This is a genomic window from Actinomadura craniellae (genome assembly GCF_003289645.1).
Lineage (GTDB): Bacteria > Actinomycetota > Actinomycetes > Streptosporangiales > Streptosporangiaceae > Actinomadura_D > Actinomadura_D craniellae.
In genome coordinates, this window is sequence record NZ_QLYX01000013.1 from 227,532 (window position 1) to 249,753 (window position 22,222).

A 22,222-nucleotide genomic window follows, 5' to 3' on the forward strand; every position below is an offset into this window, starting at 1 on the left:
GCGTTATCGGGGTACTACTCGCCGTGTGCTGAAGATTATCGTTGCCGCGCTGACCGGTATGTCCGTGACCGCGGGATTGCTGTCCCCTCCCGTCGTAGCGGAGCGCGCCAGCATCGTCTGGAGTCCCTGTCCGGCCCGGGACCCGGTCGCGGGAGACAAACTCGCCGGGCTCGAGTGCGGCACGCTCCGGGTGCCGCTCGACCACGACCGGCCGCAGGGCGAGCAGATCACCCTCGCGCTGACCCGGGCCCGGCACACGGCGCCCCGCTCCCAGGGTGCGGTGCTGCTGAATCGCGGCGGCCCCGGCGCGTACGGCCGTGACATGCCCGCCTTCTTCCGTAGCGCGCTGCCCGCCTCGGTCGCGTCCCAGTACGACTGGATCGGGTTCGACCCGCGCGGGGTGGGCGCCAGCCGGCCCGCCCTGGTCTGCGACGAGAGCTACGAGTACCCCGGGGGGCCGCGGCCCGACACGGTGCCCGCCACGGTCGCCGACGAGGAACGCTGGAAGCGCCGGGCCCGCGCTTTCGCCGACGACTGCGCCCGGCGGTACGGCCGGGTGCTCCCGCACATGGGCACGGCCGACGTGGCCCGTGACCTGGAGGCGATCCGGGTGGCGCTCGGCGAGCGGCAGCTGAACTACTTCGGCTACTCCTACGGCACCTACCTCGGCGCGGTGTACGCCTCGCGCTACCCGCAGCGGGTGCGGCGGATGGTGCTCGACAGCGTCGTCCATCCCGCCAACGTCTGGTACAAGGCCAACCTGTCCCAGGACGTCGCGTTCGAGGGGCAGATCCGCACTTTCTTCGCCTGGGTCGCCCGCAACCACGCGATCTACCGGCTGGGCACGGACCCGAAGGCGGTGGAGCAGGCCTACTACCGGGCACGCGCCGCGGTGAAGGCCAAGCCGATCGGCGGGAAGATCGGTCCCGCCGAGTTCGACGACGCCTTCCTGCCGGCGGGCTACGGCGACAACAACTGGCCGAAACTGGCGCTGGCGCTGTCCAGCCTGGTGGCCGACAAGGACGCGTCACCCCTGCTGCAGGTGTGGCAGCCGCCGGACTGGAACGAGCAGAACTCCTACACGATCTACAACGCGGTGCAGTGCCGCGACGCGGCCTGGCCGCGCGACTGGAAGACCTGGCACGACGACAACTGGCGGCTCTACCGGTCGGGCTACCGTTTCGAGACCTGGAGCAACGCCTGGTTCAACGCCCCGTGCGCCTTCTGGCCGGTGCCGGGCGGGCCCGCTCCCGCGATCGGCGGGACGGGAGTGCCGCCGATGCTGCTCATCCAGTCCACCCAGGACGCCGCCACCCCGTACTCCGGGGCGCTGGAGATGCACCGCCGGTTCCCGGGCTCGCGTCTGGTGGTCGTGCGGGACAACGGCGACCACGGGGTCGCGCTGGACGCGAACCAGTGCGTCGACTCCCGGGTGGCGCACTATCTGGGGACCGGCGTGCTGCCCGCGGACGTTCCCGGCCCGGACGCCTTCTGCGCCCCGCTGCCGCCACCGGCCGCCGCCGCGGCGCGGTGAGCCGGCGCGGCCGTGCGGGCCGGCCGCAGACGGCACACCGGTGGGCACCCGCGACACCGGACCGGCATAGGCTGGTGTCGTGGAGCCGACGCAGTCCCTGGGCGGGTAGCCATGCGCATGCTCGGGTCGTTGCCGGTACGCGTTCTCGACGACCGCTACCGGGACGAGGTGCTGTCGATCCTCGACTCCGACCCGGTCGAGAACGTGTTCGTCGCCTCGCGGGTGCACGCCGCGGGGCTGGAGCCCGGGCATCTCGGCGCCCAGATGTGGGGTTACCTGCGTGACGGCCGGCTGACCTCGCTGTGCTACTCGGGGGCGAACCTCATCCCGATCGCCGCCACCGGCGAGGCGCTGCGCGCGTTCGCCGAGCGGGCCCGTGCCCAGGGCCGGCGCTGCTCGTCCATCGTCGGGCCGCTGCCGGCGGTCGCCGAGCTGTGGGATCTGCTGGAGCCGTACTGGGGTCCGGCGCGCGCCATCCGGACGGCCCAGCCGGTGCTGGCCACCTCGCAGGTCGCGCGGGTGGCCGCCGATCCGGCCGTGCGCCGGGTGCGGATGGCCGAGTTCGACATCGTCTACCCCGCGTGTGTGGCGATGTTCACCGAGGAGGTCGGCGTCTCGCCGCACTCGGGTGACGGGGGAATGCTCTACCGGTCGCGGGTGGCCGAGCTGATCAGGGCCGGCCGGTCGTTCGCCCGGATCGAGAACGGCCGGGTGTTGTTCAAGGCGGAGGTGGGCGCGGTCACCCCGTACGCGTGCCAGGTGCAGGGGGTGTGGGTGCACCCGGACCTGCGTGGCCGGGGGCTGTCGGTGCCGGGCATGGCGGCGCTGGTCGCGGAGGCGCTGCGCACCATCGCCCCCACGGTCACGTTGTACGTGAACGACTACAACGTCCGGGCCCGGGCCGCCTACGAGCACGTCGGGTTCGCCGAGGTCGGCACCTTCATGTCCGTGCTGTTCTGACGGCCGTTCTGACGGGTTCCTTGACGCCGTGCGGTATCCGGCATGATCAGGTTATTGGGCTGAACGGTAATTTATTGGCGTTTTCATGTTCACTCAGGACATTGACCTCATAAACGATTAGTTACACGATTCTCCTCATCGGTCTTCATGACCCGGGCCGTCCACCGGCGGCCCTCCCCCTCGGTCAAGGAGTCATGGATGAGGAAGCTCCCGCTCGCCTTCGCCGCCGCCCTACCCCTCGTGGCGGCGATGGCCGCTCCGGCCCAAGCGGCCATCCCCCAGGTCGCGGTCACCGCCGCACCCCCGGGACAGGCGATCACCGGTCAGTACATCGTGACCCTCAAGAAGGGTGCCTCGGTCACCCGCGCCGTCAACCGTGACCGGCTGCGCACCCTGCACCGCTACGACAGGGCGATGAACGGGTTCGCCGCCCGGCTGTCGTCCACCCAGCTGTCGCGGCTGCGGACCAGCCCCGACGTCCTCGCGATCGAACAGGACGGGATCGCGACGATCAGCACCACCCAGAACTCGCCGCCGTCCTGGGGCCTGGACCGGATCGACCAGGCCAGGCTGCCGCTGTCGGCGAGCTACACCTACACGGCCACCGGGGCCGGGGTGTACGCGTACGTGATCGACACCGGTATCGCCACCGGCCATCCGGACTTCGGCGGCCGGGCGGTCAACGTCTTCGACGGCCTCGGTGGCAACGGCGTCGACTGCAACGGCCACGGCACGCACGTCGCCGGGACGGTCGGCGGCACCTTGCACGGCGTGGCCAAGCAGGTGGGCCTGCGCGGGGTACGGGTGCTCAACTGCCAGGGCTCCGGCTCCTATTCGGCGATCATCGCGGGCGTGAACTGGGTGGCGTCCAACCACCAGAAGCCGGCCGTGGCCAACATGTCGCTGGGCGGCAGTTCCTCCACCGCGATCGACAATGCCGTCAACAACCTGGCGAACTCGGGCGTCTTCGTGGCCGTGGCCGCGGGCAACAGCAACTACAACGCGTGCTACTACTCGCCCGCCCGGGCCGCGAACGTGGTCACCGTGGCGGCCAGCACCCGCAGCGACGCCAAGGCCTCCTACAGCAACTACGGCTCCTGCGTGGAGCTGTACGCGCCCGGCTCGGACATCCGCTCGACGGTGCTGAACAACGGCACCGCCTCCTTCAACGGCACCTCGATGGCCTCGCCGCACGTGGCCGGGGTCGCCGCCCTCTACAAGGCGCGCAACGGCGACGCGTCCTTCTCCACGATCCGCACCTGGCTGGTGAACACCGCGACCCCCAACGTGATCACCGGCAACCGGTCGGGCACGCCCAACCGGCTGCTGTCGACCGGCGGGCTCTAGAGGACTGCACCGGGCCCCTTCCACGGCGCGGCCCGGTGCGAGGCGGCCCCGCGAGGCGCACCCTCGCGGGGCCGCTGGGCGTTCAGGTGACGAGCAGCCCGAGCAGCCGGTCGAGTTCGGCCGCGGGATCGCCGGTGAGGCCCGCGTGCACCGGCCCCGGCTGGACGATCGTGCTGCGCGGGGCGGTGAGCCAGCGGAACCGGCTGCCCGGCGACTCGGTGGCGGCCTGCCCGGCCTGGTCGCCGCCCCCGCACAGCGCGGTCACCGCCCGCAGCGCGGACCTTACGCCGTCAAGGTCCAGCGCGGGGTCGAGGGCGTGCAGCCGGACCTCGTCCACGTGGACCCGGCAGCCCAGGAAGTCACGGGCCCGGCAGTGCACCACGACGCCGACGTTCATCGACTCGCCGCGCTCGATCCGCGGGATGACGCGCAGCACCGCGTACTCGTAGACGGTGGGGGCGCTCATCCGGCGAGCCATTCGGGCCGGTCGGGGTACCGGCCGGAGCGCGCCGTGCGGGGCCGGGCCGAGCCGGGGACGGGCAGCCAGCCGCGCGGTTCGGCCACGCGGGTGAGCAGGTGCTCGACATAGGCGTCGCGGACGGCGTCGGCGTCGGCGAAGCCGGGCTCGTCCGCCAGCCAGGGGTCGGGCACCAGCGCGGTGGCCGCGCGCAGCAGCTCCTCGGTGATCTGGGGGGCGAGCAGGGCGTCCGCCTCGGCCAGTTCGGTGGCGGCGCCGGCCAGCACGTGGTCGCCGGCGTCGTAGGACCGGGTGACCAGGGTGCCGGCGTTGGCCCAGGCGTGGTGGAAGATCAGGCTCGCGCCGTGGTCGATCAGCCAGACGTCGCCGTGCCAGACGAGCATGTTGGGGTTGCGCCAGCTGCGGTCGACGTTGTCGATGAACGCGTCGAACCACAGCAGCCGGGAGGCGAACCCGGGTTCGGCCGTCCAGCCCAGCGGGTCGTAGCCGAGTGATCCTGGCAGGAAGTCGACGCCCAGGTTCCAGCCCGTGCTGGCCTTGAGCAGGTCTTGCACGTCGGAGTCGGGTTCGTGCCGGGCGATCACCGGGTCGAGGTCGACGATGGCCTGGTCGGGGACCCGGAAGCCGAGCCGCCGGCCCAGCTCGCCGGCGATCACTTCGGCGACCAGCGCCTTGCGGCCCTGCCCGGCGCCGACGAACTTGACGACGTAGGTGCCGAGGTCATCGGCCTCGACCACGCCGGGCAGCGAGCCGCCCTCGCGCAGCGGTGTCACGTAGCGGGTGGCGGTGACGAGTGGCAACACGGTGCTCACCGTAGCGGGTGCGCGGATAATCGGCGGTATGGAGCTGGTGGACCTGTCGATGCCGGTGACGACGGGTATGCCGGTCTACCCCGGCGACCCCGAGGTGGAGCTGGCGCCCGCGCTGACCGTGGCGGCGGAGGGGGTGAACGTGCTGCGGCTGAGCCTGGGCTCGCAGACGGGCACCCATGTGGACGCGCCGTACCACGTCGACGACGCGCTGCCCCGGCTGGACGAGCTGCCGCTGAGCCGCTTCACCGGGCCCGCCGTGGTGCTGGACGCCTGGGGGCTGCCGCCGCGTGCCCGGATCGGTCCGGAGGCGCTGCCGCCTGGCCTGGGCCCGGGGACGGTGCTGCTGGTGGCCACCGGCTGGTCGGCGCACTGGGGCACCCCGGCGGCCGCCGCCCATCCGTACCTGTCGCGGGAGGCGGCCGGGGCCGTGGTGGCCGCGGGTGTCCGCACGGTCGGCATCGACGCGCCGAGCGTGGACCCGGCGGGGGAGGCGGATCTGCCCGCGCACCGGGTGCTGTGCGGGGCGCACGCGGTGATCGCGGAGAACCTCACCGGTCTCGACCGGCTGCTCGCCGCCCAGGCGGCGGGCCGTTCCATCGAGGTCTCGCTCTTCCCGCTGGCCCTGGCGGGCGCCGACGGCGCTCCCGTCCGCGCCGTCGCCCGCCTGGGCGGGCCGCAAACCTAGCAACCGCTTGGTAGGGTGAGTGGATGCGACTCGGGATCACCATGTTCGCGACCGACCGGACCATGCCGCCGCACGAACTGGCCCGGGCGGCCGAGGAGCGCGGCTTCGCCTCGCTGTTCCTGCCCGAGCACACCCACATCCCGGTGGCGCGGACCACCCCGCCGCCGACCGGGGACGCCACGCTGCCCGAGGAGTACGCCCGCACGCTCGACCCGCTGGTCGCGCTGGCGGCCGCCGCGTCGGTGACCGACCGGATCGGCCTCGGCACCGGGGTCTGCCTGCCCGCCCAGCGCGAGCCGATCGTCACCGCCAAGGCTGTCGCGACCCTGGATCACCTGTCGGACGGCCGGTTCACGCTGGGCATCGGCTACGGCTGGAACGTGGAGGAGGCCGCGCACCACGGCGTGCCGTGGCCGTCCCGCCGGGACGTGGTGCGCGAGCACATGCTCGCGATGCGGGAGTTGTGGGCGCGGGAGGAAGCGGCGTTCGCGGGGGAGCACGTGCGGTTCGCCGCGAGCTGGGCGTGGCCGAAGCCGGCCGGCCGGATCCCGGTGCTGATCGGCGGCGCGGCCGGCCCCACCCTCTTCGCGCACGTCGCCGAGTACGGCGACGGCTGGATGCCGATCGGCGGCGCCGGGATCGGCGCGGCCCTGCCCGCGCTGCGCGCCGCGTGCGACCGGGCGGGGCGTCCGATGGCCGCGGTGGTCCCGTTCGGCACCCTGCCCAGCCCCGCGAAGCTGGACCACTACGCCGGGCTGGGCGTGGCCGAGGTCGTGCTGCGGGTCCCGGCGGGCGACCGCGACGCGGTGCTGCCCGTCCTGGACGAGTACGCGACCGCGTACCTGCCGGAGTGGGCCGGTCAGCGGATCATCGGGAAGCAGAGCCAGGTGGGGAAGCGGTAGTACACGCCCTTGCTCGCCTTGATCGTGCCCAGGATCAGGAAGACCCACTGGGCGATCATGTGCAGCAGGAACGTCGGGAGGGCCAGCAGGAACCAGGCCGGGTTCTCGGTGAGGATCGCCGGCACGATCGCGACCAGGAACGGAACGAGGATCTGGATGAGGATCGTGATCTGGTAGTTCAGCGCCTGGGCGGAGTGGAACCGGACGAAGGCCGACTCCCGGCGCTTGACGAAGTAGGTCACCAGCGGCGCGATGAAACCGATGAGCAGGGTGCCCAGGTAGGCCATCAGCGCCCAGGTGGTCTCGTCGGAGGAGACCGGGCCGCCCTGCTGCTGCCCGCCGGGGTTGCCGGGCGGACCGTACCCCCACTGCTGGTCGTAGCGGGGTGCCTGCCCGTAGGGCGAGGCGTGCGGCGGCGGCTGCTCGGGGTGCGGTGGCTGCTCGGGAGTGCCGGGTGGAGGGGGCTGCGTCACCGGATTCCTCGGAGGTCGGGGGGCTGAATGGGGCAAACCTATCGTCTGCCCTCTCTTTTCGCCCGGATCAGCGATTCCGGACCCGACCGGCCGGCGGCCGGTGTGAGCTTGGTCAACTCCGCGCCCGGCAGGCGGAACGGCAATCTAGAATCCGATTCGAATGGCACTACGGTGGGGGACAGCGTGGAGACACTGGCCGAAATCATGGCCCGGGTGATGCGGGAACGGCAGGCCGACGCTCTCACCGAGGAGCGGGCGGCGGTCCGGGCCGCGCTCGCGGACGAGGTGCGCGGACTGATCGAGGCCACGGTCTTCACCGGTGTCGACGACGCCGAGATCGACGCGGTCCGCGCAGAGGTCGCCGCCCTGACCGCCCGCCTGTCGGCCGTCCGCCGGAGCACCCCGCCGACCTCGGTGGACGGGCTGTACGGCCTCGACAGCCAGATCGCCAACCCGGTCTCGGGCGCGCTGAACCCGGTGGCGCCGCCGGTGCGGATCGAGACGCTGCCCGGTGGCGGCGCCTATGCCGAGTTCACCCTGAGCCATGTCTACGAGGGCCCGCCGCACATGGTGCACGGCGGGGTGTCGGCGCTCATCCTCGACCAGTTGCTCGGCCTCGCCGCGGCGGCCAACGGCACCCCGGGCATGACCGCCACCCTCTCCCTCACCTACCGGCGCCCCACCCTGCTCGGTGTGCCGCTGCGCGCCGAGGCCAGAGTCGCCCGGGTGGAGGGGCGCAAGCGCTTCGTGGACGCTCAGGTCCTCGACCCCGACGGCAAGGTCACCATCGAGGCCACCGCGATGTTCGTCCAGCCCCGGGTCGGCTGAATCCGCCGGCGATCCCGCGTTGGGAGGGCCGGCGAGCGGGGTACCCGCCGGGGGACGACGCCCCCTGGTGGAAGAGGAGACATGACCGACGCCCCCGCAGGGATCTTCATCGGCCTGTGCACCCTGGACGTCATCCAGTCGGTGGATCACGTCCCCGGCCCCGACGAGAAGATCACCGCGTTCCGGCAGACGGTGGCGGCGGGCGGTCCCGCCGCCAACGCGGCCGTGGCCTTCTCCGGGCTGGGCGGTACGGCGACGCTGCTCACCGGGGTGGGCCGGCACCCGCTGGCGGCCGGGATCCGGGCCGACCTGCGGGACGGCGGGGTGGACCTGATCGACCTGGACCCGGATCGCGATGACCCCCCGGCCGTGTCGACGATCATGGTGACCGCCGGGACCGGCGAGCGGGCGGTCGTGTCCACGAACGCCGGCGGGTACGCCCTCCGGCCGCCGGAGCGGTTCGCGAGACTCGTCGGGCACGGGTCGGTGGTCCAGGTGGACGGCCACCATCCCGGGCTCGCGGCGGCGGGGGTCCGGACGGCCCGCGACCTGGGACGCCCGACGCTGCTGGACGGCGGGAGCTGGAAAGCCGGCACCCGGGACCTGCTGCCGTACATCGACGTGGCCGTCTGCTCGGCCGACTTCCGGCCGCCGGGCGTCACGGACCACCGGGAGGTGCTCCGCCTGCTGCGGGAGGCGGGCGTCACCTGGGCCGCGATCACCCGCGGTGCCGAGGACGTGCTGTGGGCGGGGCCGGACGGGGCCGGGCGTGTCCCCGTCCCCCGCACCGCGGTCGTCGACACGCTGGGGGCCGGCGACGTCTTCCACGGGGCGCTGGCCGTCGAACTGGCGGCGGGCCTGGCCGCGTTCGACTTCGTCGGGGCGCTGGAGCGGGCGGCCGGCGTCGCCGCCGCGGCGTGCGCCTCGTTCGGCACCCGGGACTGGATCAGTCCGCCTGGTACTCGTAGATCTGGACGATCGGCGGCCCGTCGTGCCAGGTGGCGATGATTGATGAGGCGTTGTCGTCGCGGAGGAAGTCCACCCGTAGCCACCCCTCGTTTTTGCCGAGCCGTGTCTCGTAGCCGGGGTTGGGGGTGGCCGACACCAGCTTCACCCGGTCGCTCATGACCTGGAGGGCGGCCCGGCCGCCGCGCACGGTGTAGCTGCGCACGTTGCTCGGCGGATCGGGTTTGCGGGAGGGCCGTTGCTTCGTCGGGGAGGGCGAGGGGGAGGGGCGGGCCGAAGGCGGTGGGCTCGGGCTGTCGAGGATCACGGGCCCGACGGCGGGCATCGCACCGGGCCGGTCGAAGATGGCATGCCGAAGAACGTCTCGGACGCCCAGCCAGGACAGCGAGACGGCGAGGACGGTGGCCACCGCCCACGGGGCAACGTACGTGACTGCCCGCCGCATTCCGACATAGTGGCATACGGTGCGTGCATGGCCAGTGTCCTCGTGGTGGAAGATGATGCGATCGTGCGGGCGGCGCTCATCCGGGACCTGAGTGCCCGCATGTACACCGTCCGCAGCGCCGGCACGGCCATGGACCTGCTGCGCGAGGTGGCGAGCAGCCCGCCTGACGTGGTCGTCCTCGACCTCGGGCTGCCCGATCTCGACGGCGCCGAGGCGCTGAAGATGCTGCGCGGCGTGTCGGACGTACCGGTGATCATTGCTACCGCCCGTGACGACGAGGCCGAGATCGTCCGGCTGCTCAACGCGGGCGCCGACGACTATCTGGTCAAGCCGTTCACCGGAGAGCTGCTGAGCGCCCGGCTGGCGGCCGTGCTGCGCCGGGCCGGACCGGCCGGGGCCACCGCCGTGCTCCGGGTCGGCGGGCTGTCGGTGGACCCCGACCGGCGCGAGGCCGAACTCGACGGCACGCCGCTGGAGCTGACCCGCCGGGAGTTCGACCTGCTGGCCTACCTGGCCGCCCGGCCGGGCCGGGTGGTCTCCCGGCGGGAACTGCTCGCCGAGGTCTGGCGGCAGGCCTACGGGGACGACCAGACCATCGACGTCCACCTGTCCTGGCTGCGGCGCAAGCTGGGCGAGACGGCGGCGGCCCCCCGCTACCTGCACACCGTGCGGGGGGTGGGGGTGCGGCTGACCGCACCGGACCGATGAGAAGGGTCGTCTTCCTGGTCTCGCTGGCCGTCACCTCGATGGTGGCGCTGGCGTTCCTCGTGCCGCTCGCGCTCACCGTCCGGGAGATCGCCCGGGACCGGGCGCTGACCGACGCAGAGCGGCAGGCCAACGCGATCGGCCCCGTCCTGGTCGTCACCGCCGAGCGGTCGGCGCTGGAGCGGGCGGTGGCCAGTACCCAGGCCGGTGCGGCCCGGCGGATGGCCGTGCACCTGCCCGACGGCGGGCGGGTCGGGCCCGGCTGGGCCGGGCGGGCGGAGCTGACCGAGGCGGCCCGGCGCGGCAAGTCCTACGCGGCCCCGGTCGGCGGTGGCTACGCGTTCCTCCAGCCGGTCACGCTGGACCAGGACAAGACGGCCGTGGTGGAGGTCTACCTGCCCGCGGGCGATCTCTCGCAGGGCGTCGGCACCGCCTGGCTGGTCATGACGCTGGTGGGCAGCGCCCTGGTGGCGGGCTCGGTGCTGGTGGCCGACCGGCTGGGCGCCCGCATGGTCCGGGCCACCCGGCGGCTGGCCGACGCCGCCGGGGCGCTGGGCGACGGCGACCTGAGCGTGCGGGTCGATCCACAGGGGCCGCCGGAGCTGGTCGAGGCCGGCATCGCGTTCAACGCGATGGCCGACCACGTGACGCAGCTGCTCGCCGCGGAGCGGGAGATGGCCGCCGACCTGTCGCACCGGCTGCGCACCCCGCTGGCCGCGCTGCGGCTGAACGTCGAGGCGCTGACCCCCGGCCCGGTCGCCGACCAGACCCGGGCGGCCGTCGACCAGCTCGAACGCGAGGTGGACCTGATCATCCGCACCGCCCGCCGGCCGCGCGGCCGGGGCAGTTGCGACGCTGCCAAGGTGCTGCGCGAGCGGGTCGGTTTCTGGTCGGCGTTGGCCGAGGACGAGGGCCGGGCGTGCGAGCTGATCAGCGCCGACCGGCCCGCCCCGGTGCCGCTGCCCGCCGGGGAACTGGAGGCCGCGGTGGACGCGCTGCTGGGCAACGTCTTCCGGCACACCGGGGAGGGCACCGCGTTCGCCGTCACCCTGCACGTGGGGGAGGGGGTCACCGGCATCCTGGTCGCCGACGCCGGCCGGGGCATCGCCGACCCGGTCGCGGCGTTGGAGCGCGGGCGCAGCAGCCAGGGCTCCACCGGGCTCGGCCTGGACATCGCCCGCCGGGCGGCCGAGTCCACCGGTGGTCACCTGCGCATCGAGCGTTCCGCGCTGGGCGGCGCGCAGGTCCAGATGTGGCTGCGCACGGGTGCCCGGGCGCCGTCCCGCCGGGGGCTGCGCCGCCGCCCGCGATGACGGGGACGGGTGGGGGATTAGCGCCCGCTCAGCGCCCCCTTAAGGGAGTTTTAAACGCCTTCTGCCCGGGCGGCGGCGCGGTTAGCGTGATCGTGTCACCGCATCGAGAGCACGGAGGTCGAGCCGCTGGAGTCAATGGCGATCGTCGACGCAGGTCGAGACTGAGGTGTGCGATCCGTACGGCCCCACCCGCTCGGGGGCCGTGCGGATCGCTGTTCTCATGTCCGGGGCAGGACGCCGAGCAGGAACAGGCGCAGCGAGTCCGCGGTGCCGGCGGCCGAGTCGCCGGTGGAGAGGCGGCGCAGGGCGAGCCCGTACATCAGGGCCACCGCGGTCGGGGCGTGCCGCTCGGCGTCCGGGATGCCCAGCGCGTTCAGGATCGCCGTGGCCAGCCGGTCGTAGGCGGCGAACGAACGGGTCACCGCGTCCCGCACCCCGGGGTCGCGGGCGGCCTGCAGGTGCAGTTCGAGGGTGGCGATCTGGTCGGGGCCGTGGGAGACGGCCTCGACCGCCTTCTCGATCTCGTCGGCGGCCTGCTCGGGGGCGACGACGCTGTCGCGCAGCCGCTCGGAGTACTCGGCGATGCGGGCGATCTCGTCGTCGACGAAGCGGTTCAGGCACTCGCGCAGCAGGTCGGTCTGGCTGGGGAAGTGGTAGGTCAGCGAGCCGAGCGAGACCCCCGCCGCGCGGGCCACCGCCCGGTTGGTGAGGGCACCGACGCCCCGCTCGGAGATCAGGTGCAGGGCGGCGTGCAGGATTCGGTCGCGAGCGCTCATCGTGATCAAGTGTCCCGCATCGGCCGGGGTTCCCGGCGCGCGGCCGGCCCGGATATCGTTCGTTCGAACGAACGATAGCGGAGGACGGCGCCGATGGACGATCTCGACTACCTCGGCTTGGTCGCGCAGACCGAACTCCTGGTGCACGGCGACGTCTCGGCCCGGGAACTCGTCGAGCACTCGCTGGAGCGCATCGCCGCGCGGTCCGAGCTGGGCGCCTTCCGCACCGTCCGGGCCGACGCCGCCCGCAAGGAGGCCGCCGAGGCCGACCGGAGGCTGGACGCGGGCGACTGGGGGCCGCTGCTGGGCGTGCCGATCGCGATCAAGGACGACACCGACCTGGCCGGGGAGACCACCCCGTTCGCCTGCCGGGGCGCGCACCGCCCCGCCACCGCCGACGGCGAGCCGGTCCGGCGGCTCCGCGAAGCCGGCGCGATCATCATCGGCAAGACCACCACCTGCGAGTTCGGCCAGTGGCCGTTCAGCGAGTCGCCCGGGTTCGGGGCCGCACGCAACCCGTGGAGCCCCGGCCACACGCCCGGCGGCTCGTCCGGCGGGTCCGCCGCCGCGGTCGCGGCCGGCATGGTCGCCGCGGCGGTCGGCTCCGACGGGGCGGGCTCGGTGCGCATCCCCGCCGCCTGGACGGGCCTGGTCGGCATCAAGCCGCAACGCGGCCGGATCTCCGCCTGGCCCGCCGCCGAGGCGTTCCACGGCATCACCACCGACGGCCCGCTGGCCCGTTCGGTGGCCGACGCGGCGCTGCTGCTGGACGTGCTCACCGGCAACCACCCCGGCGACGTCAACCGGCTGGACCCGCCGCTGGTCCCGTTCACCGAGGCGGCGCGGCGCGACCCCGGCCGGCTGCGGATCGCGCTGTCCTTCCGTACCCCGCTCGGCACCCCGGGTGCGGTGCACCCCGAGATCCGGACCGCGGTGGAGCGGATCGCCCGGCGGCTGACCGAGCTGGGCCACCGCGTCTTCCCCGCCGACCCCGACTACGGTGCGGTCGGGCTGAGCCTGATCGCCCGGGGCACCGCCGGGGTGGCCGACTGCCTCGACGCGGTGCCGGACGCCGACCCCGAGCCGCGCACCCGGGTGGAGGCCGCGATCGGGCGGACCCTCGGGCGGCGGGCGCTGCCGCTGATGCGCCGGGCCGAGCCGGTGCTGCGCCGGCGGGTCGGCCGGATCTTCCGGTACGCCGACGTGGTGCTCACCCCCACCACCGCGCAGCCCCCGCTCCGGGTCGGTGCGCTGGACGGCAGGGGCTGGCTGGCCACCGGGTCGGCCTCCTCGGCGGCCTGCCCGTTCGCGTTCGCCTGGAACGTTCTGGGCTGGCCCGCCCTCAACGTTCCCGCCGGCCTGACCCGGGCGGGCCTCCCCGTGGGCGCCCAGTTGCTGGGCCGCGACAGCGACGAGGCCACGCTCATCTCCCTGGCCGCCCAGTTGGAGGCCGTCGAGGGCTGGTCCGACCGCCACCCGCCGTTTTGTACCGCCGCGGTGCCCGGTACGCCCCAGCGCCTCGAAAGCTGAGGGAACGTCGTGCCGTTTCAGCCGGGTCCGAGGCCGCCGATGAGCGCGCTGATCTCTCTGGCCAGGCTCTCGGCGAGGGGCTGTTCACCGAGATCGCCGGCGGCCCGGCACCTGATGGCGTCCCCCACGAGCACCTGGGCGATGCGGGCAGCGCGCACGATGTCGATGCCTGCGGGGAGTTCGCCGTCGCGTCGTGCCTGTTCGAAGGGTTCCAGGAAGAGGAGGGCGAGGTCGGCTTCGGTGGCGCCGTCGGCGAGGGCGCGCCGTTCGATCCGGTAGGTCTCCAGGACGGTTTCGAAGACCAGTTCCGCCGGGTAGTGGCGTACGCCCTGTTCCAGGGTCTCGATGACGGCCTTGATCAGGTCGAACAGGTCGTAGGGGCGGGAGGCGACGGCCTGGGCGGCGAGGTGGGCGTCACGGATCGTGAACACCTCGACCTCCATGAGGACGTCCTCCCGGCGGGCGAAGTACACGTAGAAGAGCGCCTTGGAGACGTTGGCGGCCTTGCAGATGTCGGTGACGGTGGTCGCCGCGAAGCCCTTGGTGCGCCACAGCGCCAGGGCTCCCTGGATGATGGCGTCCCGGCTCGCGTGGGAACGTGCCCGTACCGGTACGGCTCGCCCTTGACGGTGGTCATGTTTTGAATCTGGAGATCCCCTCGCCATGGTCAGGCATCCTAGGGCATCCCAATCATTGACTACCGTCAGAAAACCGTGCCATGCTCCGGCCGTGCCAAGCTTCTTCGCCATTGAGGAGAACCTCCCTTACGTCTGAAGAGAAAGGGATAGGTATGCAGGTCCTCGCCGAGAAAGAGAAGTCATCGTCGGCCTCGAACCTGCGGGCGCAGCGGGCGGCCCTCTGGTCGTCCCCCGCGGTGGCGCTCGTCCTGCTCGTGCTGTTCGTCGCCTTCCCCGGCTTCTTCCCGCCCATGTCCCCGGGCATGACGGCGGCCGAGGTCGGGGCGTTCTACCAGGACAACACCGCGCTGATCCGCTTCAGCATGGTCGGCTTCAACCTGTGCGGCATCATGCTCGTCCCGTTCTTCGTGCTGATCATGGCGCAGATGCAGCGGATGAAGGGCCAGAGCCACATCTACGCGTTCTCCTACCTCACGGCCGTCGTGGCGGGGGCGACCCTCTTCGCGCTGTCGAACATCTTCTTCGCCGTCGCCGCGTTCCGTCCCGACCGGGGTGACGAGCTGGTGCAGGTGCTCAACGACCTGGCGTGGATCACCTTCATCGCACCGATCGGCATGCTGGTCGCCCAGTTCGTGCTCCTGGCCCTGGCGGTCTACGCCGACGACGACCGCACCCCGGTCTTCCCCCGGTGGGTCGGGCACTACGCCCTGCTCACGGCGCTCGCCATGGCCCCCTCGGCGGGGGCCGCGGTCTTCCGTGCCGGCCCCCTGGCCTGGGACGGGCTGGTGTCCTTCTGGCTCCGCAACGGAGCCTTCGCGCTCTTCGTCCTGGTGATGTTCTTCGTCGTGCGGACCGCACTCCGGCGCCAGGCCGAGCAGGAGGGGTCATGACCAGCGCGACCTCCACCCTGACCGGGAGTGACCCGGCCGACGGCGAGCGGCCCGAACGCGGGGGCAGCCGCGACGTCCGGCTCGTCTACTGGCTGTTCGCCGCCTTCTACACCGCCATGTCGGTGGGCGTGTGCCTGCTGGGACGTGCCACCCCGCCGCCCCGCCCGGACGTCACCGACCTCCAGGTGGCGCTCTGGTTCGACAAGCACCAGCTGGGCATCCAGGTCGGTTTCGTGTTCCTCCTGGTCATCGCCGGGGGCGCGGCGGTCTCCAACGGCATCATCGGCTACTTCATGAAGCGCATGTCGTCGGGGAAGGTCCTCGCCTACGCCTACATCGCCGCCATGGGTGTGGGCGCCATCCCCGGATTCCACCTGCTGCTCATCTGCTGGCTCACCGCGACCTTCCGGCCCGACCGCGACGAGCGGGTCCTGCACCTGCTCTACGACCTCGGCATGCTGTCCTACAACGGATCCCTCGGCTGCTTCACCGCCGCCTACGCCGTCCTGGCGATCGCCATCCTGTACGACAGGAACCGCGTCTTCCCCAAATGGTTCGCCTACATCTCCATCTGGCAGATCGTCACCGAGGTCGTGGCCACCCAGATGTGGCTCTTCCACTCCGGCGCGCTCGCCTGGAACGGCATGATCACCTTCTACATCGCCGTGGTCATCTTCGGGCTTTGGGTCGTCTGCCTCCTGCACCTCATGCGGAGAGCCGCCGGCGCCGAGACCTCCCGTACCCCGGCCCTCTACGCCCGGGAGGCCTGATGACGGGCACCGCGACCCGCGGAACGCCACGGCGCTCCCCGGACCGGGACAGGCGGCTGCCCGGCGACATCGACATGTGGGTGATGGTCCTCGGCGACCTGTTCTTCTTCGGTTGCTACTTCGTCACCTACATGGTCTTCCGCGCCCTGTCGGTCGAGGAGTTCTCCGCCGCCCAGCGGCACCTGAACATCGGGATCGGCGTCACCAACACCGTCATCCTGCTGACCAGCTCCGTGTTCGCCGCCCTCGGCGTCATCGCCGTCCGGGAAGGAGCCCTGAAGAAGGCCGAACGGCTGCTCCTGGCCACCGGGGCGTGCGGCGTGCTGTTCACCCTCCTCAAGGTCCACGAGTGGCACTCCGAGATCACCCAGGGCTACACGATCCAGGACGAGTTCTTCAGCTTCTACTACGTCCTCACCGGCGTCCACCTGGCCCACCTCGTCCTCGGCCTCCTCATCCTCGGCATCGCGGTCCGCGAACTGCGCGACCCCCGCGGGCGGCGGCCCGGGATCATCGAGCAGAGCGTCCTGTTCTGGCACATGATCGACCTGCTCTGGGTCGTCATCTTCGCCATCCTCTACCTCATGAGGTGACCCATGACCACGCCTGCCACCACTGACAAGGCGCTCCTGGAAAAGGACAGGCGGGCCTTCCTCCTGGTCTGGATCGCCCTGTCGGCCGCGACCGTCCTCGCCTGGCTCCTCGCCCCCGGAGAGCCGGAATCCTCGGCGGACCTGGGCTGGGGACCGGCTGCCGCGATCGTCCTCCTCGGCCTGGTCAAATGCCGCCTGATCATCCGCTACTTCATGGAAGTCCGGCACGCCCCCCGCTGGCTCCAGACCGCGACCGACGCGTGGCTCGCCGTCCTCTGGATCACCCTGCTCGGCATCTACCTTTTCTGGCCGGGCAGTCAGTAGCCGGCGCCGGTGATCATGCCGCCGTCGACGACGACTTCGCTGCCGGTGCAGTAGGACGAATCGTCGGAGGCCAGGTAGACCATCAGGCCGGCGACCTCGCGGGTGCGGCCCAGGCGGCCCAGCGGCAGCGCCTTCATGAGGCCAGCGGCGCTCTCGGCGGTGGCCGCGACCACCTCCGGGTCCGTGACCATCGCCGTCAGGATGCCGCCGGGGTGGATGGAGTTCACCCGGATCCCGTACCCGCCGAGTTCCCGGGCCGCGGACTTGGTGAGCCCGCGGACGCCGAACTTGCTCGCGGCGTAGGCGGACATGCCCGCGGCGCCGATGAAACCCTCCACCGACGACACGTTGATGATCGAGCCGCCGCCGCGGGCCCGCATCGGGGCGATCACCGCCTTCACGCCCAGCCACTGGCCCGTCAGGTTGACGTCCAGGACGTGGCGGAACTCGGCGAGGTCCATCTCCTCGATGGTCCGGTGCCGGATGATCCCGGCGTTGTTGACCAGCACGTCCAGCCCGCCGAAGGCGTCGGTGGCGGTGGTGACGGCGCGTTCCCAGTCGGCTGGCTCGGTGACGTCCATGCGCAGGAACCGGACGGCGTCGCCCTGCTCGGCGGCGAGCTTCTCACCCTCCTCGGTGAGCACGTCGCCGAAGACGACCCGGGCGCCCTCCTCCGTGAACCTGCGCACGTGCGCCCGGCCCATGCCGCGGGCGCCTCCGGTGATCAGGGCCACCTTGCCGTCGAGCCGTCCCATCAGATGGTCCTCCCAGGACGTTCCCCGCCCGCCACCGCGGCGGCCGGCCGCACGCGGTCAACCTAACGAACGTTTGGTCAAGGAACAAGGGTGCGTCAGGGGGCGCGCAGCACCTGCCGGGAGAGGTGGTCGGCGCGGCGGGTGGTCTCCGGCAGCCGGTACCTCGGGCTGAGCGCCAGGACGTGCCGGCGGGCGGTGGGCAGGTCGATGCGGTGGCCGGCCGAGACGTACACCGGCTTCACCCCGGCCTGGGTCCGCAGCACCGTCCCGACGGTCTCGCCGCCGTCGCGCAGCGGGGAGGCGGCGCCGCGCTCGGGCCCCGGCTCGTCGTAGCCGCCGAGCAGCGGGGTCTTGGCCACCCCGACGGCGGGCAGGCCGGTGAGCACCCCCAGGTGGCAGGCCAGGCCGAAGCGCCGCGGATGGGCGAGGCCGTGCCCGTCGCAGACCAGCAGGTCCGGGACGGTGGTCAGGGCCTCCAGGGCGTCGAGCAGCGCGGGCAGTTCCCGGAACGCGAACAGGCCGGGCACGTACGGGAACGCCGGTACCCCCTCGACCACGGACTCCTCGATGACGTCCAGCGTGCCGGCGTCGAGCACCACCACCGCGGCGGCCAGCCGGTCACCGGCGTAGGTGACGTCGAGCCCGGCCGCCGTGGCGATCGTCTGCGGGCCGGGTCCGGCCAGGTCCACCAGCGGCCGCAGCCGGTCCTGCTCGGCCAGGGCCTCCTGCGGGGTGGCCGGCCAGGTGGGTGGTCGCCGTACGTCCATGGCAGATCATTATGTCCGCGGGCGGTGTCAGGAGAGAGAGGCGTAGACGGCCTCGACGAGGTCGTAGGCGCGGGTGTCCCCGGCCAGCCGGTTTCCCATCAGGTTGGGGATGTAGGCCAGCCCGATCCCCGCCTCGACGTCGCCGAGGCCGACCGCGCCGCCCGCGCCGGTGTGGCCGAAGGCCGCCGTCCTGGGCAGGTGGAAGGTCGAGGCCGGGCGCATGTAGCCCAACCCGAAGGAACTCTCGGTGAGCAGCACCCGGTCCGGGCCGGCCGCCCGGGGCCTGATCGCGTCGGCCAGGGTCTCCGGCCGCAGGATCCGCCCGGCGACCAGGTCGCGGTAGAACCCGGCCAGGCCCCGCCCGGTCGCCACCATCCCCGACGCGGGCCAGCCACCGCGCAACACCACCGGGTTGTTGAAGCCGCCCCGGCCCGGCGCGGGGTTGTCCAGCGCACGATGCATGAGGCTGCCGAGGTAGGCGCTCACATCGCCCGCGCCGCCGCCCTCCGGCCGGCGGCCCGCGCTCAGCCTGGCGCTCCGCCCGATCACCTCGTCGGTCGCGCCGAGCCACAGCTCCAGCCCGCCGGTGAACTCCCGCCCGGCGAACTCGCCCACGGTGCACCCGGCGTGCCGGCGGACGATCTCGCCGGCCAGCCAGCCGAACGTCATCGCGTGGTAGCCGTGCGCCGCACCCGGCGTCCACAGCGGCGCCTGCCCGGCCAGTTCCGCCGCCCGCGCCGCCGGGTCGGCCGCCTCCTCGGCGGCCACCGTCCGGTCGAACGCGGGCAACCCCGCCTGGTGGGACAGCAGGTGCGCGGCGGTGGTCTCCTCCTTGCCCGCCACACCGTACTCGGGCCACCACTTCGTCACCGGCCCGTCGACGTCGTAGGCGCCGCGCTCGGCCAGCAACAGGGCCGCGGTCGCGGTCACCGCCTTGGTGCAGGAGAACGTCAGGCAGGGGGTGTCGGCCCGCCACTCCCGGCCGGTCCGGCGGTCGGCCACCCCGCCCCACAGATCGACGACCTTCCGGTCGCCCGCGTACACGGCGACCGTGGCGCCCAGTTCCCGGCCCGCCGCGAAGCTCCGCTCGAACGCGTCCCGCACGGCCGCGAACGCCGGATCGCACTGCCCCTCGATGTTCATGCACGCCCTCCCCGAGAAACGGTCTGACCGGATCATGCCGGAATCCCCGGCCGGGAGGTAGACACTCACCTCCGGCCGGACACGGCCTCCTCGACCCGCCGGACGACGTGTTCGGCGGCGTCCTGGAGGTCCAGCAGGGGAAGCCGGACCCGGCCGCCGGCGCCGTCGCACCAGGAGAAGGACCTGGGCTCGACCCACACGTCGAGCTCGCCGGCGGTGACGAGGAAGACTCCTCCCCCTCCGGCGCGGCGGCCGGCGACGAGGCCCCGCGCGCCGAGGACGTCCACCAGCCGTCGGGCGGCCAGTTCCGGGGAGATGATCCGGGACGTCCAGGGCCACGGAACGGACAGCGCGAGCGAGAACCACACGCACTTGCCAGGACGGGGCCCGGCACCGAGCCGGCCTCGGGAGAAGTGGGAACCCCAGTCCAGGGCCAGGTGATCGACGATCGCCAGCCCCTTGCCGCGCTCATCCAGCAGGTTCGCCGACCCCGGGCGAGGCATGGCGGAGCGGTCACCGTCGAACACCGAGACGACCAGCTGGGGGACCGGCCTGGTCCGCCCCCAGACCCACAGTTCCGCTCCCGCGCCCGGGGCGGTGTGCAGGTGGGAGTTGGCGGCCAGCTCGCTGACCGAGAGGACACCGTCCTCGATCAGTTCATCGGGCAGGCCGAGCGTTCCCATGACGGAGCGCAACAGCGCCCGCGCCGCCGCGGCACAGGTCGGGCCGGCGGGCAGCGGGAACAGACATGCCCCACCACAGAGAATGTGCGAAGGGTTACTGCTCGTCATCGAGCGCCTCCAGGGGGTTCCGCCGCAGAGCGGGTCAGGGCATGCACCGGCCCGTGGAGGGTTCTGCGCCATCGCGCCCCATACCGTCACTAGGTGGTGGCATGCTGTTACCTGCATCACCGTAGGGCATAACTTGTTACCTAACAAGGTGGGAGCTAATAAATGAGTGCGTCACTTGTCCTGCGGCGACGGCTGGCCGCTGAGCTGCGCGCCTTGCGGGCGCGTAAGGGCCTGTCCCAAGATGACGTCGCCGAGCACCTGGAGTCGTCGAGCAACAAGATCGTCAGGATCGAGAACGCGCAGAGTTCGGTGAGCGCCAGCGACCTCCGCCAGTTGCTCATGCTCTTCGGGGCCGATGCCGAGACGCGGGACCGGCTGCTCGCTCTGGGGCGCGACGCCCGTAAGCGGGGTGGCTGGTGGTCGTCCTACCGTGACCTGTTGCCTGGCCCCTACGTGCAACTGGAGGCCGAGGCGTCGCTCGTCCGCACGTATCAGCCAAGCATCGTGCCGGGTCTGCTGCAGACCGCCGACTACGCGCGTGCGGTGGTGCGATCCGCCGACTCCCGCATCTCTTCGGACGAGGTGGAGCGGCGGGTGGCGGCACGGGGCAAGCGCCAGGAGCGGTTGCGCGCAGAGCACCCTCTTGCGTTGCGTGCGCTCGTCGACGAGGCGGCCCTGCGCCGGGGCGCGGGTGATCCCGGGACCACCCGGGAACAGATGGGGCACCTGATCGAGATGGCGAGGCTGCCGAACGTGAGTATCCGCGTGCTCGCGTTCGAGGCGGGCATCTACCCCTCGGTCGGCTGGCCCTTCGTGATCCTGACGTTCCCTGAGCCGGATGATCCTGATATCGGCTACATCGAGTACCGGACCGGTGCTCGATGCCTTGAGGAGGCGCGGGAGGTGGCGACCTGCCAGGCCGACTTTGGCCGCCTGACTCGTACCGCTTTGTCAGAGGATGACTCGGTTAAGCTGATCGAAAGGATGATCGCAGAGATCGGGGTCTAGCAGTGGATCTTTCGCAGGCGGTCTGGCGGAAGAGCAGCCGGTCCGACACGCACGGCACTCAGTGCGTGGAGGTCGCGGCCCTGGCTGAGGCCGTGGCCGTTCGTGACTCCCGGCGGCCTGATGGGCGTCCTCTGATCATCACTCCGGCAGGCTGGGCGGCCTTCCTCGGCGATGTGAAGCGCGGCACGCTGGACTGACCCGGTCGGCACCGGAGCCGCACGATCACAGCGGCGGCGCATCGAGGTTGCCCGGGTCGACGCGTTGGTCGTGGGATGACTCCGCTGACCCGCGTAGACCTGTGCTGTTGCTGTCTGTGTTCACCCTGCTACAATGCGAACATATGTTCGATCGAGGGGGTGTGTTCGATGCTGTCGGAGGTGGTTCCCGAGGGCGGTGTCTGCCTTCCTGAGGGGTTGGCGGAGATGCCGCCGGGTCCGGGGTTGGCGACTGTGTTGGCATCGGTGGATCGGTCGCGGTTGTCGGGTTATGACGCGGTGGTCGTTCTGCGGGCCAGGGCCCGGCAGGTGGCGCATGAGCAGGCGGAGTTGTACGCCGACATGGTGGAGGTGGCCGAGCGGGTGCGCCGGGAGGTGGTGGGCCTGCCGGGGGTGTGGGACAGCGATGTGCCGAAGTTCGCCGCGGCGGAGGTCGCGGCGGCGTTGTGAGCTTCCCCCGTTTTGCCGGAGAGTTCCAGACCTGGTCTGATCGTTCAGACCTGGAAGGAAAGTTTTCGTGGCACCACCCCGTAAGTACCCCGATGAGCTGCGTGAACGAGCCGTGCGGCTGTAT

Annotated in this window: 27 protein-coding genes; 17 read left to right on the plus strand and 10 right to left on the minus strand. The window is 72.2% G+C overall.

The features are described 5' to 3' along the window. Window positions 1-25: 25 nt before the first annotated feature. The 3 genes from DPM19_RS25635 to DPM19_RS25645 all read left to right on the plus strand — a co-directional run bounded on the left by DPM19_RS25635 (window position 26) and on the right by DPM19_RS25645 (window position 3,841). Window positions 26-1,534 carry an alpha/beta hydrolase gene (locus DPM19_RS25635; RefSeq protein WP_233510752.1) on the plus strand — a complete coding sequence of 503 codons (1,509 nt, stop codon included), beginning with the start codon at window positions 26-28 and terminating at the stop codon, window positions 1,532-1,534. 117 nt (window positions 1,535-1,651) lie between these two features. Beyond that, on the plus strand, window positions 1,652-2,494 hold the full coding sequence (locus DPM19_RS25640; protein ID WP_111870619.1) for a GNAT family N-acetyltransferase: 843 nt from the start codon (window positions 1,652-1,654) through the stop codon (window positions 2,492-2,494). A gap of 198 nt (window positions 2,495-2,692) precedes the next feature. Next, window positions 2,693-3,841, plus strand: coding sequence for a S8 family peptidase (locus DPM19_RS25645; protein WP_111870620.1), 1,149 nt, complete (start codon window positions 2,693-2,695; stop codon window positions 3,839-3,841). Between the two features lie 82 nt (window positions 3,842-3,923). On the opposite strand, the gene DPM19_RS25650 is transcribed toward DPM19_RS25645, so the two are convergent. Then, entirely contained in the window at window positions 3,924-4,307 is a 384-nt protein-coding gene (locus DPM19_RS25650) for a DUF3037 domain-containing protein (RefSeq protein ID WP_111870569.1), read from the minus strand. After that, entirely contained in the window at window positions 4,304-5,122 is an 819-nt protein-coding gene (locus tag DPM19_RS25655) for a HipA family kinase (protein ID WP_111870621.1), read from the minus strand. The genes DPM19_RS25650 and DPM19_RS25655 overlap by 4 nt, the downstream gene beginning before the upstream one ends. Before the next feature lie 37 nt (window positions 5,123-5,159). Here DPM19_RS25655 and DPM19_RS25660 point away from each other — a divergent pair, with 37 nt between their 5' ends. Together DPM19_RS25660 and DPM19_RS25665 are read left to right on the plus strand one after the other, a co-directional pair. Beyond that, window positions 5,160-5,816 (plus strand): cyclase family protein, encoded by a 657-nt coding sequence (locus DPM19_RS25660; protein WP_111870570.1) that lies wholly within the window; start codon window positions 5,160-5,162, stop codon window positions 5,814-5,816. Window positions 5,817-5,839: 23 nt separating this feature from the next. Beyond that, on the plus strand, window positions 5,840-6,718 hold the full coding sequence (locus DPM19_RS25665) for a TIGR03619 family F420-dependent LLM class oxidoreductase (RefSeq protein ID WP_111870571.1): 879 nt from the start codon (window positions 5,840-5,842) through the stop codon (window positions 6,716-6,718). On the opposite strand, the gene DPM19_RS25670 is transcribed toward DPM19_RS25665, so the two are convergent. Beyond that, complete coding sequence (locus DPM19_RS25670; RefSeq protein WP_111870572.1) at window positions 6,676-7,191, minus strand: DUF4870 domain-containing protein; 516 nt, start codon at window positions 7,189-7,191, stop codon at window positions 6,676-6,678. The two genes, DPM19_RS25665 and DPM19_RS25670, sit on opposite strands and share 43 nt — an antisense overlap. A gap of 183 nt (window positions 7,192-7,374) precedes the next feature. Here DPM19_RS25670 and DPM19_RS25675 point away from each other — a divergent pair, with 183 nt between their 5' ends. Both DPM19_RS25675 and DPM19_RS25680 read left to right on the plus strand, forming a co-directional pair. After that, the gene (locus tag DPM19_RS25675) at window positions 7,375-8,019 is read left to right on the plus strand and encodes a PaaI family thioesterase (RefSeq protein ID WP_158566890.1); all 645 of its coding nucleotides are present in this window, start codon (window positions 7,375-7,377) and stop codon (window positions 8,017-8,019) included. An 81-nt stretch (window positions 8,020-8,100) separates the two neighbouring features. Further along, window positions 8,101-9,027, plus strand: a complete 927-nt coding sequence (locus tag DPM19_RS25680; RefSeq protein WP_111870574.1) for a PfkB family carbohydrate kinase — start codon at window positions 8,101-8,103, stop codon at window positions 9,025-9,027. Here the strand turns inward: DPM19_RS25680 and DPM19_RS25685 are convergent. Beyond that, window positions 8,966-9,430, minus strand: coding sequence for a hypothetical protein (locus DPM19_RS25685; RefSeq protein WP_111870575.1), 465 nt, complete (start codon window positions 9,428-9,430; stop codon window positions 8,966-8,968). The genes DPM19_RS25680 and DPM19_RS25685 overlap by 62 nt on opposite strands. 27 nt (window positions 9,431-9,457) lie before the next feature. On the opposite strand from DPM19_RS25685, the gene DPM19_RS25690 reads away from it, so the two are divergent. Beyond that, window positions 9,458-10,138, plus strand: a complete 681-nt coding sequence (locus DPM19_RS25690) for a response regulator transcription factor (protein WP_111870576.1) — start codon at window positions 9,458-9,460, stop codon at window positions 10,136-10,138. After that, entirely contained in the window at window positions 10,135-11,448 is a 1,314-nt protein-coding gene (locus tag DPM19_RS25695) for an ATP-binding protein (protein WP_111870577.1), read from the plus strand. Before DPM19_RS25690 ends, DPM19_RS25695 begins: the two co-directional genes overlap by 4 nt. A gap of 218 nt (window positions 11,449-11,666) precedes the next feature. On the opposite strand, the gene DPM19_RS25700 is transcribed toward DPM19_RS25695, so the two are convergent. Next, window positions 11,667-12,224, minus strand: a complete 558-nt coding sequence (locus tag DPM19_RS25700; protein WP_111870578.1) for a TetR/AcrR family transcriptional regulator — start codon at window positions 12,222-12,224, stop codon at window positions 11,667-11,669. 93 nt (window positions 12,225-12,317) lie between these two features. Between DPM19_RS25700 and DPM19_RS25705 the strand changes: the two genes are divergently transcribed. Then, complete coding sequence (locus DPM19_RS25705) at window positions 12,318-13,754, plus strand: amidase (protein ID WP_111870579.1); 1,437 nt, start codon at window positions 12,318-12,320, stop codon at window positions 13,752-13,754. 17 nt (window positions 13,755-13,771) lie between these two features. On the opposite strand, the gene DPM19_RS25710 is transcribed toward DPM19_RS25705, so the two are convergent. Continuing rightward, on the minus strand, window positions 13,772-14,419 hold the full coding sequence (locus DPM19_RS25710) for a TetR/AcrR family transcriptional regulator (RefSeq protein ID WP_158566891.1): 648 nt from the start codon (window positions 14,417-14,419) through the stop codon (window positions 13,772-13,774). Between the two features lie 125 nt (window positions 14,420-14,544). Here DPM19_RS25710 and DPM19_RS25715 point away from each other — a divergent pair, with 125 nt between their 5' ends. The 4 genes from DPM19_RS25715 to DPM19_RS25730 are packed head-to-tail and all read left to right on the plus strand — an operon-like array spanning window position 14,545 to window position 16,969. Continuing rightward, window positions 14,545-15,282 carry a hypothetical protein gene (locus DPM19_RS25715; RefSeq protein ID WP_111870581.1) on the plus strand — a complete coding sequence of 246 codons (738 nt, stop codon included), beginning with the start codon at window positions 14,545-14,547 and terminating at the stop codon, window positions 15,280-15,282. Next, complete coding sequence (locus DPM19_RS25720) at window positions 15,279-16,052, plus strand: hypothetical protein (protein WP_111870582.1); 774 nt, start codon at window positions 15,279-15,281, stop codon at window positions 16,050-16,052. Before DPM19_RS25715 ends, DPM19_RS25720 begins: the two co-directional genes overlap by 4 nt. Next, a complete protein-coding gene (locus tag DPM19_RS25725) occupies window positions 16,052-16,645 on the plus strand; it encodes a cytochrome c oxidase subunit 3 (protein WP_199485278.1) in 594 nt (197 codons plus the stop codon). The genes DPM19_RS25720 and DPM19_RS25725 overlap by 1 nt, the downstream gene beginning before the upstream one ends. Window positions 16,646-16,648: 3 nt before the next feature. Then, the gene (locus tag DPM19_RS25730; RefSeq protein WP_111870583.1) at window positions 16,649-16,969 is read left to right on the plus strand and encodes a cytochrome C oxidase subunit IV family protein; all 321 of its coding nucleotides are present in this window, start codon (window positions 16,649-16,651) and stop codon (window positions 16,967-16,969) included. Here the strand turns inward: DPM19_RS25730 and DPM19_RS25735 are convergent. From DPM19_RS25735 to DPM19_RS25750, 4 genes are all read right to left on the minus strand, one after another. Continuing rightward, on the minus strand, window positions 16,963-17,724 hold the full coding sequence (locus DPM19_RS25735; RefSeq protein ID WP_111870584.1) for a glucose 1-dehydrogenase: 762 nt from the start codon (window positions 17,722-17,724) through the stop codon (window positions 16,963-16,965). The two genes, DPM19_RS25730 and DPM19_RS25735, sit on opposite strands and share 7 nt — an antisense overlap. 95 nt (window positions 17,725-17,819) lie before the next feature. Beyond that, entirely contained in the window at window positions 17,820-18,491 is a 672-nt protein-coding gene (locus DPM19_RS25740; RefSeq protein WP_111870585.1) for an endonuclease V, read from the minus strand. A 27-nt stretch (window positions 18,492-18,518) separates the two neighbouring features. Further along, window positions 18,519-19,634: a serine hydrolase domain-containing protein gene (locus tag DPM19_RS25745; RefSeq protein WP_111870586.1), complete on the minus strand. Its 1,116-nt coding sequence runs from the start codon at window positions 19,632-19,634 to the stop codon at window positions 18,519-18,521. A gap of 65 nt (window positions 19,635-19,699) precedes the next feature. Further along, a complete protein-coding gene (locus tag DPM19_RS25750) occupies window positions 19,700-20,425 on the minus strand; it encodes an ATP-binding protein (RefSeq protein ID WP_146778988.1) in 726 nt (241 codons plus the stop codon). Between the two features lie 162 nt (window positions 20,426-20,587). On the opposite strand from DPM19_RS25750, the gene DPM19_RS25755 reads away from it, so the two are divergent. From DPM19_RS25755 to DPM19_RS35425, 3 genes are all read left to right on the plus strand, one after another. Beyond that, entirely contained in the window at window positions 20,588-21,433 is an 846-nt protein-coding gene (locus DPM19_RS25755; protein ID WP_111870588.1) for a helix-turn-helix domain-containing protein, read from the plus strand. A 2-nt stretch (window positions 21,434-21,435) separates the two neighbouring features. Continuing rightward, the gene (locus DPM19_RS25760; protein WP_111870589.1) at window positions 21,436-21,630 is read left to right on the plus strand and encodes a DUF397 domain-containing protein; all 195 of its coding nucleotides are present in this window, start codon (window positions 21,436-21,438) and stop codon (window positions 21,628-21,630) included. A gap of 168 nt (window positions 21,631-21,798) precedes the next feature. Further along, window positions 21,799-22,098, plus strand: a complete 300-nt coding sequence (locus DPM19_RS35425; protein ID WP_158566892.1) for a hypothetical protein — start codon at window positions 21,799-21,801, stop codon at window positions 22,096-22,098. Window positions 22,099-22,222 lie beyond the last annotated feature (124 nt).